Below are 14,574 nucleotides of genomic sequence, written 5' to 3'. Positions count from 1 at the left end.
AGTTAATTATTTTTCAATTAATTATTATTTAAATCATGTACATTATTAAAACAAAAAAGCATATTACATTATTATGCTTATTTTTTTGCGTATCGGTTATGGCATTTACTCAAAATAAAACCATAGATATTACAGGAAAAGTACTAGAACTTAGTAGTAAACAACCTGTTAATTATGCATCGGTTATAATTGTAGATGCTAAAACCAAAAAGAACATAAATGGTACTACTACGCATGATGATGGTACCTTTAATTTATCAACTAATAGTTCAAAATTTCATATTGAAATTAGCTTTATTGGTTACAAAACTAAAGTAATTAATGAGTTTATAATAAAAAATAACAGTATAAATCTTGGCACCATTTTTTTAACTGAAGATTTAGCGCAACTTAATGAAGTGATTGTTGAAGCTGAAGTTTCAAAAACACAATTTAAATTAGATAAACGTATTTTTAATATAGGTAAAGATTTAAGTAGCACAGGTGCTAGTGCTTTAGAAATATTAAACAATGTACCTTCGGTTAACGTAAATATTGAAGGCGCCATTAGCCTTAGAGGTAGCCAAGGAGTTCAAATACTTATAAACGGAAAACCATCGGTGATTGCTAGTGATGGTGGCAATGCTTTAGGTACAATAACAGCAGACATGATTGAACGTATTGAAGTTATAACAAACCCTTCTGCTAAATATGATGCCGAAGGAACTTCGGGTATCATTAACATTATATTAAAAAAAGAAGAACGAAAAGGCTTAAATGGTTCTGCTAGTTTAAATTTAGGAACTCCAACAAATCATAGTTTTGGATTGAGTTTAAACAGACGTACCGAAAAATTCAATTTATTCAGTCAGTTAGGGGTTGGGTATCGTAAATTACCTAATGATAGGTTAAGTATTAATAAAGATTTGATTAATAACACCACCCTAAATTCTAGCGGTACCGAATACCGAAACGAAACGTTTTATAATATAATTTTAGGTACAGATTATCATATAAACGATAACAATGTTTTAACATTATCTGGAAGTTATGCCTATGAAGTTGAAGACCAACCTTCGGCAACAAATTTTAGCTTTACAAATGAAAGTAACACAAACGCTTCCGTTTGGAAACGTACCGAGGAAACCGAAGCAACTAACCCTAAATACCAATATGAACTTCAGTATAAAAAAGATTTTGATGATTATGAAGACCACATGCTGCTATTTAGTGCTTTAGGGCGCTTTTTTGGTAAAAAACAGGCTTCAAATTTTGAAGACACTACCATAGCCGGTGATAACCGTGATAACTTGCAAAAAACCAGAACAGATTTTGATGAAGCTAATTACACCTTTAAACTAGATTACACCAAACCATTTAATGATGTGTTTACTATAGAAACTGGTGCACAATACGTATTAAATAATGTTAGCAATGATTACGAAGTTCAAAACTTTGAAAATGGTAATTATGTTACTGATGCCAACCAAACCAATATTTTTGATTTTAATCAAAACGTTTTAGGTATTTACGGAACTGCTGCTTACGAAGGTGAAAAATGGGGTGTTAAAATAGGTTTACGATTAGAAAACACAGATTTAGAAACACTTTTAAAAAACACCAACGCACAAAACAAACAAAACTACGCCAACCTATTCCCTAGCTTACATGCATCCTATAAAATAACTGATGCCTATTCGTTACAAATTGGATATTCTAAACGTGTTTACAGGCCAAGGTTATGGGATTTAAATCCGTTTTTTAACATTAGAAACAATTTTAACATAAGAACCGGAAACCCTGATTTAAAACCTGAATTTACAGATTCATATGAGCTAACAAACATATACAACATTGGGAAAGCCTCTATAAACTTTGGTATATATTACCGTTACACAACCGATGCTATTGAACGTAGCGTTTCTACTTTTGAAAACAACGTAAACACATTTAAACCTTTAAATTTAGGTACCACAAGTGCTGTTGGTATTGAGTTTAACGGAAAATATCCTGTTGCTAACTGGCTAATTTTTAATGGAGATATTAACTATAACGCATTTAAACGTAAAGGTACTTTTAACAACAGCTCAATAAATTTTGATGCAGACCAATGGACAAGTAAACTAACCAGTAAACTAAAGCTACCTGCCGATATAGATTTTGAAATTACCGGTAATTACACCTCTAAAACAGAAACTGTACAAGGTAATGAAGCCGAAGTAATTTTTGCTGACCTTGGTTTGCGAAAAAAAATACTAAAAGGTAAAGGCGTAATTAACCTTAGTGTTAGAGATATTTTTGCATCTCGCATTGAAAAATACGAAACCATACAACCTAACTTCTATTTATATAATGAAAACCAACGCGGACGCTTTATTACCCTTGGGTTAAGTTATGGTTTTGGTAAAGGTGAAGCTATGGAATATGCAGGAAAAAGGCGCTAAATTACAATGTAACCTAACGCCTTTTTTACTAACTACTAAAACATTTTTTATTCAGGTATGTAATTTTTATCCATAACTAACATCCATTTATCAAGCTCAAAACCATCTTCTCGCATTGAGAAAGAAACAATATATTCATCAGCTTTATCAAATGTTAATGTTATAGTTTGCTTGTAACCGCAATGGTTTTCTGGTACACGTTGCGCCGATGACCATGTCCATTTATTTTTTCCTTGGCATAATTGAATACGTTGTCCACTTTCTGGCCATTCACCATTCACACCAACATGCAAACCATTGTCTTCTGGACCAGATGAAAACGCTCTAACCCACACATAATAAGTTCCTGGTGTATTAATTTTAACTTTATAAGATACTATACCGCCAGTACCCGGCATAGGGAAAAAGTTTTCACCTACAATTAATTTATCTTTATGTGTTACTCTTGTATCTGGCATAGCTTCAATATAAGCTTTACCACTTGCTGTTTTAGCATGACTTCCATGTCTTGTTGTAAAAGGAAAATCTCCTTCATATGCATTTATATAAAACTTTCTTGGGCTACCATTGTTTGTATTGTAATGAAATGCTTCACCTTCAACTTCTAAGACACCGTTTTTCTCTTCAAAAGGGGTAACAGATTTTAATGTTTCTTTTAATTTGAAGATTTTAGGAGTTAACTCTAAAGACCTCCAACGACCTCTAGCCCAAGCTGTTTCATCGCCTTCAGGTATTCTTCCATTTGTAAGTGCTTTAGAGCCTATAGTTATAGTATCTCCTTGCTTTAAATATAGGGCTCCTATGGCTAAACGTGTATTTTTGAAAGATTCTGGCGCTTGCGGATTTTTAACCTTTTTTAAACCATCGTTATTTATTCTAATTTCATAAGTAGATTCACCGTCATTTTCAGCTACCGTATTTAAAACACCTGTGTAAAAGCCAGTAGCACCTTTAAAAACAGTAAAAGCTTTAGCTTGTTTATCACGCTGATCTTTTTTTCCTGCATTTATTGCAAATGTACCACGTTTATTTTCTGTATAATAAACAGCATCAGAAGTCTCATCTATTGTAAAATCTTGAATTGCATTTAACACTACAACATTATTTTTACTTTCAGTATTTTTTTTCTTTGATGTGTTTTTTATTAGAGCAACCCAATCACCTGTTTGTGAAGGTGGTAAGCCTATTGAAACGTTTTCACCAGACTTTACTGTTTTAACACTACCATATTGCAGGTTACCACCAGATTTAGCATTGTACCATTTTACTGAGTATTTAACTCTGCTTCCTGGTAAATTTAATGTTGTTTCTTCAACTTTAGGAAGGTATACCGCGTAAACATCACCTGTTTTTGCTAATACATAATCGTGTGTGTTTGGTGTTAAATTATCACTAGAAACCATTTGATCAAACGGTAAATGGGTATTAAAAAAATCTAAAGCATGTTTAGTTTGCTCCCACACATTGTTTCTAGAGCGCCAATCTTCGCAAGTTAAATCGTGGTGTGCAAATTTATAACCAAAATACCACTCTACACCGGCACCACCTGCCATTAAATTTCCCCATAAAACATGAGCTCTAATATCATCATGATCAGGATCATCAGCATCAGGTTTTGCACCTGTGTCTGCCGGCCCAATTTCATCTTGACAAACCACCCATTGTCTATTATAATTTGCAGATTCATTAATCCAATTAACAGTAATATCATGCACATTATGCGGATGATGGGTTTGCATTGAAGGGCCATCTAAATATTCATATCCTAAAAGTGGGGTTAAATATAAATTTTGAGCATTGGTATTAGCATGCGTATGTAAAACTACGAAATTATGATACGGATCATGCGTTTTTATATACTTAGCCATAGCCTTTCTATCTTTATCTGTTTGTCCCTTTGGGGTCCAAACCAACGGGCCATTTTCTTCACCTAAATTCCAAGTAACAGCCAAATGATGTGCAAAACGTGCAATTAATTCACGGTAATATAATTTTCGCATGGTTTTGGTTTCACCTAAATCTAGCAACAATTCATTTTCAGTTTCTTGGGTTACAATATGAAGCATTAAACCTAAATTATCCATATGATCAAAAACAATTTCCCATTGGTCTAGTTTACTACAATCAAAACGAAAGCGCTCATGCTCATTAGTCCAAGGCCACACATCTTTACCATCACCCTGAATATTCATTGTTAAAAAGTACACAGAATTCATGCCTTTTGAAGCCAAGTAATTTAAGGCGCCTATAATGTTTTTTCCTTTGCCATTTTGCCATGTAGGGTCACCTTGTTTAAAATCTTTTGCATGGGCTTCATATTTGTGTGATGCTGGTGTTTGATCAAACTCATAATATCCTAAAAAACTTTCAGGACTATCTGCGCCTCCTTTTAAAAATGCTTCATTTGTATCAGCATATCTTAAATAACGATTGCCTGTGTATTTTAATCTTCCTTTAGTTCTAAAATTATTTCCTGTTTTATCAGCTTCAGTAACTGTAAAACTACCTTTTGTTCCATTAAAGCTTACCGGTTTACCTGCATAAAAATCATCACTTACAGCTATGTTTTCACCTTTTCTAAATGATACCTCATAGCTCCACTCGCCTACTTCATCGGGCATAAACCTTACTTGCCAAACTTTTCCATATTTTGCACTTGTTTCGGCGGCATTACCATCGGCTGCAAAAAAGCCAGGAATAACCATTGTTTTTTTCTTGTGTTTAAAAATCACATTCAATCTGTAGTTTAAAAACGGATTTTCTTCATCACTTTCACTTAATTCATCGCCTTCAAAACTTAAAGTAATTTTATGCCATTTTTTTAAAGGCCCTTCTATTTTTTGAGCTTTCACATTTAATATTGTGAAAAGCATTATTGCTAGTAAAACAGATAGTTTTTGCATGTTTAATAATAGTTTAGTATGTAAATAGTTTGTTTTTTTTATATTAATTTATAAAACTACAGGAGCGTTAATTTGCGCAGATTTATATACTGCTTCTTGCACTTGTAATGTTTTTAAATAATTTTTTCCGCTGGTTTCAAAAGGTTCACCGGTGAATAGTTTATCAATAAAATCTTGTTGAAAAATATAGCAACAGTCGCCCGCAAAACCAACATCATTGTGCGTGTATTGATGTTCTTTTTCTGCTTCCCCTAATTTTTGAATTGTTATTTTTCCGTCAGAATACAAACGGATTGAGCCTTTTGAACCATCAATTAAATATTCACCAAAGGTATATCTAGATTTTTTAAAGTTATTTTCGTTATAACGGTTGGCATCCCAAATAGCATGCGCTTTATTTTCAAAATTTAGTACTACCAATCCTGAATCTTCACCTTTAATAACGGGGTTTAAGCGCTTTAAAATAGCATAGGCACTGGTTACTTCACCTGCATGGTAACGAAATGTATCAATAAAATGCACACCTGTTTCATAAATGAGTAGTTTTTTATAATCTCTAAAATAAGGTTGTCTTGCTAAATAAGCATCATTGCCCCAACCATCACCCATACGCGACCTGAAGTTTAAGCTAAAAATATCTCCAATATCGTTATTGTTTATAATTTTTTTTATTTCTCTGTGCCATGGTTGAAATCTGAAATTTTCGTGCACTACAAAACGTACACCCTTACTAGATACATAGTCTACTATTTTTTTAGATTCTTCAAACGTTGGCGCTAACGGTTTTTGGCAAATAATATGCACACCATTATCTGCAGCAAACTTGCACATTTCAAAATGTGTTTCGGGCGGTGTAATGATATCTACAAAATCTGGTTTTTCTGTAAGAATCATTTCTTTATAATCTGTGTAGTGTTTTTTAACACCGTAAGGTTCCATAATGCTTTTTGCGCGTTCTATATTTGAATTACAAAGGGCCGTAATTTCAACATCAGGAATACGTGTCCACGCTTCATATTGAAACTTACTAAAATACCCTGCACCAATGGCAACACCTTTTAATTTATTCTGCATTATTTAATTTTTTATTCGGATTCATAAAAGACCAACAAAAAATAGCAACAACGCCCAAAGCAGCTGCTACGTAAAAAAATGGCTCGTTAGACCCTGTCCACTCTTGTAAATACGGAAATGCTAACGCGGTTGTAAAAGATCCTAAATTACCTGCCATATTCATCATACCTGACACTTTTCCTGAGTTTTCTTCACCAATATCCATACAAAATGACCACGATGGACTTAAAGTCATATCTGCACCAAAAATTGCAACAGATAAACATAAAACTGCACCCAAAGCCGTATCCATGTATAAACTAGATAAAATACCAATAACCACTAAAACAAAACCAATGGTTGCGGGTAATTGTCTTGAACGTTTCCACTGTCCTTTTCGGTAAATACTATCAACCATAAAACCTGAGGTCCAATTTCCAAAAGCACCAGCTAATAATGGTAACATGGCGTAAAAACCCGTTGCAACAAGGCTTAACTCGTATTTAGCTTTAATGTAGGGAAATAACCAAGTAAGCATAAAGAAAAATATAAAATTACTGCCTATGTATTGTATCATGGCTAAAATTACATTTTTTGAAGTAAGCACTGTTTTTATTGGCAAGTTTCCACCTTTTTTTTCAACTTCATGCTGCCTGTTTTTAATTATAAATTCTTTTTCATTATCAGATAATCCTTTATGTTCTTCAGGTTTATTTCTAAAGAAAACAAAAAACCATATTGCAAAAATAAGCCCAATGACCCCAAAAAAGTAAAATATACTTCGCCAACCCCAAGCATCAATTAAATAGGCAACTAAAGGTAGAGCAAATGCCGCACCTAATCTAGAACCTGAAAAGTTAATACCCTGAAATACACCACGCTCTTTTGTTGGCACCCAAGAAAAAGCGGCCCTTGAAATATTTGGAAAAGCACCAGCTTCACCTGCACCAAAAATAAACCTAAAGAAAAGCATTGAAATATAATTCCATGCAGCACCGGTTAATGCTGTGAAAATTGACCATAATACCATAATGCTAGTCATTACTTTTCTAACGCCATATTTATCGCCCATGGCACCTCCTGGCACTTGAAATAATGCATAACCTAATGCAAAAGCACTAAGCACCCAACCCATTTGTATATCGGTTAAATTTAAATCGGAACTAATGGCATCTTTAGCTGAAGAAATACAAACCCTATCAATATATAAAAGAAGGGTTATTAAAAAAGAACCAGCAAAAAACCAATATCTTTTTTTTGGTATGGGTTTACTCATTATTTAGTTTAATTTAGTTATTACGTCTTTTAAAGTTTTGTTGGAGCCAACATTACCCGGAAAAACAATGTAAGGTAAGTTGGGAAATTTAGTTTGGTTATTCATTTTCCAAACAGGAATACCTGCCTGAATTTGCCCAATTACTTTTGAGCGTCTCATTTTTAAGCCTTTTGTGGCTAAATCATGCGATGTTATACCGCCTTTGGCAATTAAATATTTGGGTTGGGTGGTTAATCCTTCAACTATTTTTACCAAAGCATTTGAAATTACTGCTGCAATATTTATTGTTGTTGATGCATCAGTTCCTGTTATTAATTTTCTACTGGTAAAAACAATACAATCTTCACCTGATTTTAAAACAATATTTAACTTATTTACAAATGCTTGAATGTATTCATTAGAGTTTTCACTTAAAACCTTCTCAACATCAACTTCAAATGTGGTGGTAGCATTAAAAAGTTGTAATGCTTCTTTAAGTTGATCAGATGATTTTTTTACATAAGACCCTACAATAGTTAACCCTCCAGTATTGGTTTTTGTAACAATTACATCTTCAGCAGTTAAAATATCTTTAGGTTTTTGGCCAATGTATGACGGCACAAATGAACTTGATGTTCTGTAAATAATTTGCTTACCATTTTGTTGAGCCAATAAGAGTGCTTGGGTTACCTTATCTAAATCTGAATAATTAATACTATTAAAAATGCAGTAGCAACTTTTAGGTAAACTTGTTATGGCATCAGCCAATTCTTTAGTGCTTTTGGTTCTTATAGCTTCTAAAGAAAAAGAAATTACGCTGGATGCTTTAATACTTCCTTCAGATTTTTCTTCAATATACGCTTTAAGATTTGCTTTAGAATATTTAAACGAATGATCTTGAGCAAACGGTGTGTTATTAACAGGTGTTAAAATATCATCATCTAAAATGTAATGGGTATCATTAACCGTTACACGATTACCTTCAAACATTACAGGTAAAAACACTGTAATAGCATCTTGTAGTTTTAAATTAATTTTTAAAGTTGAAGGTTCCAACGGGAAATGGCCACGCAACGTAGAATCGCTTCTACTAATAATTACGAATTCACGTTTTGAAATTTTAGAAGCTTTTAAGATGTTTTGAGCAATTTCAGTATACACCTTTTTAGTTTCTTTAGCTGATAAACTTCTAGAATTAGTTAACACAAAAAACACAGGAGTGCCTTTGGTAAATTCTTCAATAAAAACCGTTTCGTTCCAATTGGTTAGCAACGGAATGTTGTAAACGGTTTGGTTACCCGTTGGATCATCATCAATTACAATACACGCCTTATTTAGTTTGTTGAATAGTTGTTGGTTTAAGCTTCTGTAATTGGTGTTTTCAGGCTTTGGTAATGTAGCTAATATGTTAGATAATACATTGTTCATTTAATACTTTTCTATAGCTATAACTCTTGCGGGAGCACCATCGCCTCCTTCAATTTTAAGTGGTAAAGCAATAAGCTCTACACAGTTGGTTGTTAATTGGTTTAGGTTGGTTAAACCTTCAACAATTACAACACTTTGCAATAATATTTTATGAATTTTTGTTACTTCATCAATGTTATTTACATCGGCAACCGATGGCGGTTCAACACCAAGTATTTTAACCGCATTTTCAACACACCAATGTGCTAAATTTTCACTAATTCGTGGTAATTCATTACGATATTTAGGTGTGTTTACATATTGAGACCATCCTGTTTTAAACACTAAACTATCGCCTTTTTTGTAGGCTTTTAGAATAGCTTCAGGAATATGAGACACTTCAATTAATCCCTTTGCACCCACATGTGTTACATTAATAACCCATGCTTTACTTACAAAGTTTGTAACTGGTATATTATCTATAGTTTGATTACTTACATTAAAATGAACTGGAGCATCCATGTGTGTACCACAATGTGAATAAAATGTAAGTGTACTTGCATTCCAGCCATCATTTTTAACAGTTTTAGCAGTTTCTTTTGAAAAACCACTAAAACTGTTTGAATATGTTAATGTAAGATCTACAATATTCATGTATACTTATAAATTTTTAATAACAGCATCGGCTACGTCAGAAGTACTAGCATTTCCACCTAAATCTACCGTCAACACACCTGCTTTTGTAGTTTTATCAATAGCTTCCATAATACTATTAGCAGCTTCGGTTTCACCTAAATGATTTAACATGATTGCTGCAGACCATATTTGGCCGTACGGATTTGCTATGTTTTTACCAGCAATATCAGGTGCAGAACCGTGAATAGGTTCAAACATTGAAGGAAATTCTTTTTCTGGATTAATATTTCCACTACCACCTAAACCAAGGCTTCCCATAACGGCACCACCTAAATCACTTAAAATATCGCCAAATAAATTAGTTGTTAAAACCACATCAAAAATTTCTGGTTTTAAAACAAACATAGCTGTAGAGTTATCAATATACATTTGCTCATGCTCTACATCAGGATATTGCTGCGCAACCTCTTTAATAACTCTATCCCAATAGCTTAAACTGTTAATTAAAGTGTTAGATTTTGTAATATGGGTTACCTTATTACGTCTAGTTCTAGCTAATTTAAATGCGTAATGCGCAACACGTTCAATACCTTTTCTGGTAAATACACTGGTATCTGTTCCCATACCATTGGCTTCATCAGGTAAGTACTGTCCGCCCATTTGCACAAATTCACCTTCGGTATTTTCTCTAACAATAACAAAGTCTATATGCTTTTCTGTTCGTAAAGGGCGCTGAACACCAGGATACGTTCTAACTGGCCTGTAATTTACATACTGATTAAAACCTGTACGTACTTTAAACGTATAATCTTTAGCAGGTAAGGTATCATCAACCTCAGGTAAACCAACAGACCCAAAATATACGGCATCAAACGCCTTAAGTGTTTCTAATCCATCTGCAGGCATAAACTCATTATTTTTTAAATAATAACCAGCACCCCAACCAAACGACTCAGTATCAATTGAAAAACCATGTTTTTTTGCTACTGCGTTTATAACGCGTAATCCTTCTGGTACAATTTCTTTACCTATACCATCACCTGGAACAACCGCTATTTTGTAATTTTTACTCATTTAATTTTTAATTTTCTTTTGCGCAAAATATTGCACTGTGTTAGTTGTTTTATCTAATTTGTTTTCAAAAATAGAAAAAAAACATAATAAAACATGATAAAACCACAATTTTTGACAAAAAATTTGCGCAATATTTTGCATAAAGTTTTTTTAAGATTTACATTTGAAAACCAATAAACTAAATTATATTGAAAAAGAAAGCTACATTACAAGACATTGCAAAAGCCTTAAATATTTCAACATCAACAGCTTCAAGAGCACTTCAAAATAACCCAAGGATTAGTGAACCTATGCGAAAAAAAGTGATAGATGTAGCTAATGAACTTAATTATTTTGATGCAAAATTTCCTGAAACCGTTATACCTAGAAAATTAAATGCTATTGGTGTTATTGTTCCTAAAATAAGTTACCATTTATATGCCATGGCTATAAGTGGTATTGAAAAAGTTGCCGAAGAAAACGGTATGCACCTCATTATTTGTCAGTCTAACGAATCTTTTGAGCGCGAAAAAAGCTTAATAGAAGAACTTATAGAGGTTGGCGTTTCTGGTTTAATAATATCTTTAGCCAGTGAAACCAAACAATTTGATCACTTTTTAGAGTTGAAAAAGAAACAAATTCCACTAGTGTTTTTTAACAGACAATGTGATGAAGTTGATACCGATAAAGTTGTAATAGATAATTTTAAAGCGGCTTATGATGCTACAGAACACCTAACATCAATTGGTTGTAAAAATATAGCTTTTATTGGTGGTCCGCCAATTTTACAAATTAGTAACACAAGGCAATTAGGCTATGAACAAGCTTTAAAAGACGCTAATATTAATAAAAACAACAAACTTATTGAATATTGTAATTTTACTAAAGAAAGTAACTTAAGTGCTGCCAGAAAATTATTGTATGCACCAACGCCGCCCGATGGTATTATAGCTTTTAGTGATCAAGTGGCTATTTCTGCAATGCTTGCTGCTAAAGAACGCGGATTAAACATTCCTGAGGATTTAGCCATTATTGGTTTTAACAATGAACCCGTAAACGAACTTTTAGAACCTTCATTAACAAGTATAGATCAACCTGCTTATCAAATGGGTTTTGAAGCGGCACAACTAATTTTTAGTAATATTAAAAACAAAACCACAACACATACGCAACACGTTTTAAAATCGGAATTAGTCATTAGAAATTCAACCAACAGAAATAAACGAAAATAACCGTTTGATTCTTAAAAAAAAACATTTGTTATAACCTTAGCGCTTGGGCATGCCTAATTTTGTTTTTAAATTCAAAAATTACCATGCATAAATTTCTTCTTATTATAACTATAGTTTTGTTAGTGGCTTGTTCTTCTAAAAGAAAAGAAAATACTTTAGAAAATACTGCACATTCTAAAATACAACTTGAAGCAAAAGTAGATTCATTAATAAAAAGTATGCCGCTAGAAGAAAAAATAGCACAGCTACAAGGTATTTGGATGAAAGATTTAATGGATGGTAAAAAATTATCATTAGATTCTTGCCGAACAAAAATTCCATACGGCATAGGGTATTTAGCACAGTTTTCAGGTAATTTAAAAACAAATCCAACTGAATTAAAAATTGCAATTGCAGATCTTCAAGATTATTTAATTAACGAAACAAAAAGTAAAATACCAGCCATTTTTTCAGAAGAAGCTATAAGTGGGTTTTCTACAAAAGGAGCTACAACTTTGCCTCAGCAAATTGGCATGGGCTGTTCTTGGAATCCTGATTTAATTGAAAAAAACAGTAATAATACTTCTAAATTAATGCGTAGTGTTGGAGCTACTCACGTACTATCGCCAATGTTAGACATTTGCAGAAATGCGCATTGGGGAAGAATTGAAGAAAGCTTTGGAGAAGAACCATATTTAACCGCTAGCATGGGTTTAGCTTTTGTAAAAGGTATGCAAACTAACAACTTAAAAAATGGAGTTGCTACAACCATAAAACACTTTGCTGGTTATGGCTACAAAGGTGATTTTGATGAAAAAAATTTCTATGAAGAAACACTACTACCGCATGAAGTGGCAATTAAACTTGGTAACGCACAAAATGCCATGGCAGGCTATCATCAAATTAAAGGCATACCTTGTTCTGCAAACCAAGAATTACTAACAACTATACTACGAGAAGAATTAGGATTTAATGGTGTTGTTGTATCAGATTTTTGGTCTGTTAAGCAAGTGTTTTCAAAATATAAACATGCTAAAACCGAACCTGAAGCAGGTATTTTAAGTTTAAAAGCAGGATTAGATGTTGAGCTCCCATTTGGTATGAGTTTCCCGTATTTAAAAAATGAAATTAATAAAGGCACAATTTCAATAAGCGTTATAGATAAAGCTTTAAAACGCGTGCTAATATCAAAAGGAAACCTTGGTTTATTAGAATATAAGCGACCAGAAACAAACCCTGTTGATTTAGATCCGCCTGCAAACCGCATTTTAGCTTATAAAGCCGCATGTGAAGCTATAGTTTTACTAAAAAACAATGGTATTTTACCACTTTCAAAAAACACAAAAAAATTAGCCGTTGTTGGCCCTAATGCCAATGCTGTTCAATCCTTATTAGGCGATTATACACATCAATCATTATCTACTTTTTTTAGATCGGAACCAGTAGACCCAAATAACCCTAAACTTGTTACTTTACTTGAAGGACTGCAGAATAAATTAGGAACCACTACTGAAATTAATTTTGAAAGAGGCTGTGATTGGACAAAAATTAACAACAAACAACCAAACGAAAAAATTGGTGATGAGCGTATTAAAAAGTTTGCATATATAGGGGTTAAAGATTTTCCTGAACCAAATACAAAACGCGCTTTGAAAATAGCAGCCGAAAGTGATGTAATTATTGCTGCTATGGGTGAACACCTATATTTAGTTGGAGAAGGCAGAGATAGAAAAGATATTCACTTACCGGGTGAGCAGGCAACTTTTGTAAAACAATTACAAGCCACAGGCAAGCCTGTAATATTGGTTATTTTTGGTGGTAGGCCACAAATTATTACCGAATTAGCTCCCAAATGTGCTGCTATTATTCAAGCTTGGTTTCCAGGAGAAGAAGGTGGTAATGCATTAACAGATATTATTACGGGAAAGGTTAACCCTTCAGCTAAACTAACTGTTACTTACCCTAAACATAATGAACAAGCCCCTATAGTTTACAGCAAAGGTTATGATAAAAATGATATGCCCATGTATCCTTTTGGATACGGACTAAGTTATGCATCATTTAAATATGCTAATTTAAAAATGCCTGAAACTGTTTCAATAAATACAAAAAAAATTCCGTTAACATTTACTATAACTAATAATAGCGCTTATAACGGAGCCGAAATTGCACAATTATACATAACACCACCAAAGGAAAACACACATTTAGAACCCATTGAATTGAAAGGTTTTACTAAAGTATATCTAGAAAAAGGGGCTACAAAAACTATTGAATTTTTAGTATCTCCGCAACAGTTAGCCTATTATAAAAATAAACAGTGGGTTATTGATCCTGGTGTTTATAAATTTAAAATTGGAGCTTCTTGTTTAGACATTAAATTATCAGGAAAAATAACCATTAATGGTAAGCAAGTGATTTTAAAAGAACGAAATGAGTTTTTCTCAAAAAACAATATAATTTCTAATTAAAATTTATTTATTAACCCTTAATACGTTTACATTTTCCTGAGTATATTTTGCCTTATTCACTAGAATGTCATCCCTAATTTTGATAATCCATGTGACAATAAACTACCTACACCACCATTTGCTCCGGTAATAACAATGTTTTCTCTCATTATTTTAAATTAA

At 32.9% G+C, this 14,574-nt stretch carries 9 protein-coding genes; 3 read left to right on the top strand and 6 right to left on the bottom strand.

The genetic code is table 11. From position 1 onward, the window contains the following. The first annotated feature begins 35 nt into the window (after nucleotides 1-35). The gene (locus tag FUA26_RS01430) at nucleotides 36-2,423 is read left to right on the top strand and encodes an outer membrane beta-barrel family protein (protein WP_246109047.1); all 2,388 of its coding nucleotides are present in this window, start codon (nucleotides 36-38) and stop codon (nucleotides 2,421-2,423) included. 47 nt (nucleotides 2,424-2,470) lie between these two features. Here the strand turns inward: FUA26_RS01430 and FUA26_RS15755 are convergent, their stop codons facing one another. The 6 genes from FUA26_RS15755 to FUA26_RS01395 are packed head-to-tail and all read right to left on the bottom strand — an operon-like array spanning nucleotide 2,471 to nucleotide 10,751. Then, nucleotides 2,471-5,326 (bottom strand): DUF5060 domain-containing protein, encoded by a 2,856-nt coding sequence (locus tag FUA26_RS15755; protein WP_222611741.1) that lies wholly within the window; start codon nucleotides 5,324-5,326, stop codon nucleotides 2,471-2,473. A gap of 48 nt (nucleotides 5,327-5,374) precedes the next feature. Beyond that, entirely contained in the window at nucleotides 5,375-6,400 is a 1,026-nt protein-coding gene (locus FUA26_RS01415; protein WP_147130690.1) for a Gfo/Idh/MocA family protein, read from the bottom strand. After that, on the bottom strand, nucleotides 6,390-7,655 hold the full coding sequence (locus FUA26_RS01410) for an MFS transporter (protein WP_147130688.1): 1,266 nt from the start codon (nucleotides 7,653-7,655) through the stop codon (nucleotides 6,390-6,392). The genes FUA26_RS01415 and FUA26_RS01410 overlap by 11 nt, the downstream gene beginning before the upstream one ends. A gap of 3 nt (nucleotides 7,656-7,658) precedes the next feature. Next, nucleotides 7,659-9,062, bottom strand: a complete 1,404-nt coding sequence (locus FUA26_RS01405; RefSeq protein WP_147130686.1) for a four-carbon acid sugar kinase family protein — start codon at nucleotides 9,060-9,062, stop codon at nucleotides 7,659-7,661. Continuing rightward, nucleotides 9,063-9,695: a cyclase family protein gene (locus FUA26_RS01400; RefSeq protein ID WP_147130684.1), complete on the bottom strand. Its 633-nt coding sequence runs from the start codon at nucleotides 9,693-9,695 to the stop codon at nucleotides 9,063-9,065. Between the two features lie 6 nt (nucleotides 9,696-9,701). Continuing rightward, nucleotides 9,702-10,751, bottom strand: a complete 1,050-nt coding sequence (locus FUA26_RS01395) for a tartrate dehydrogenase (RefSeq protein WP_147130683.1) — start codon at nucleotides 10,749-10,751, stop codon at nucleotides 9,702-9,704. 188 nt (nucleotides 10,752-10,939) lie between these two features. Between FUA26_RS01395 and FUA26_RS01390 the strand changes: the two genes are divergently transcribed. Both FUA26_RS01390 and FUA26_RS01385 read left to right on the top strand, forming a co-directional pair. Next, nucleotides 10,940-11,962 carry a LacI family DNA-binding transcriptional regulator gene (locus tag FUA26_RS01390; RefSeq protein WP_147130681.1) on the top strand — a complete coding sequence of 341 codons (1,023 nt, stop codon included), beginning with the start codon at nucleotides 10,940-10,942 and terminating at the stop codon, nucleotides 11,960-11,962. 83 nt (nucleotides 11,963-12,045) lie between these two features. After that, complete coding sequence (locus FUA26_RS01385; RefSeq protein ID WP_147130680.1) at nucleotides 12,046-14,412, top strand: glycoside hydrolase family 3 N-terminal domain-containing protein; 2,367 nt, start codon at nucleotides 12,046-12,048, stop codon at nucleotides 14,410-14,412. Nucleotides 14,413-14,574 lie beyond the last annotated feature (162 nt).

It is taken from the genome of Seonamhaeicola algicola (assembly GCF_007997385.1).
In the GTDB taxonomy this organism is placed as follows: Bacteria; Bacteroidota; Bacteroidia; order Flavobacteriales; family Flavobacteriaceae; genus Seonamhaeicola; species Seonamhaeicola algicola.
Note: the sequence above shows the minus strand (reverse complement) of the source record. Positions and strands in the feature narration are given on the sequence as shown.

Bases quoted from the DNA above. Each gene is read 5' to 3' on its own strand.
- FUA26_RS01430 (WP_246109047.1), top strand. From the start codon at position 36: ATGTACATTATTAAAACAAAAAAGCATATTACATTATTATGCTTATTT.
- FUA26_RS15755 (WP_222611741.1), bottom strand. From the start codon at position 5,326: ATGCAAAAACTATCTGTTTTACTAGCAATAATGCTTTTCACAATATTA.
- FUA26_RS01415 (WP_147130690.1), bottom strand. From the start codon at position 6,400: ATGCAGAATAAATTAAAAGGTGTTGCCATTGGTGCAGGGTATTTTAGT.
- FUA26_RS01410 (WP_147130688.1), bottom strand. From the start codon at position 7,655: ATGAGTAAACCCATACCAAAAAAAAGATATTGGTTTTTTGCTGGTTCT.
- FUA26_RS01405 (WP_147130686.1), bottom strand. From the start codon at position 9,062: ATGAACAATGTATTATCTAACATATTAGCTACATTACCAAAGCCTGAA.
- FUA26_RS01400 (WP_147130684.1), bottom strand. From the start codon at position 9,695: ATGAATATTGTAGATCTTACATTAACATATTCAAACAGTTTTAGTGGT.
- FUA26_RS01395 (WP_147130683.1), bottom strand. From the start codon at position 10,751: ATGAGTAAAAATTACAAAATAGCGGTTGTTCCAGGTGATGGTATAGGT.
- FUA26_RS01385 (WP_147130680.1), top strand. From the start codon at position 12,046: ATGCATAAATTTCTTCTTATTATAACTATAGTTTTGTTAGTGGCTTGT.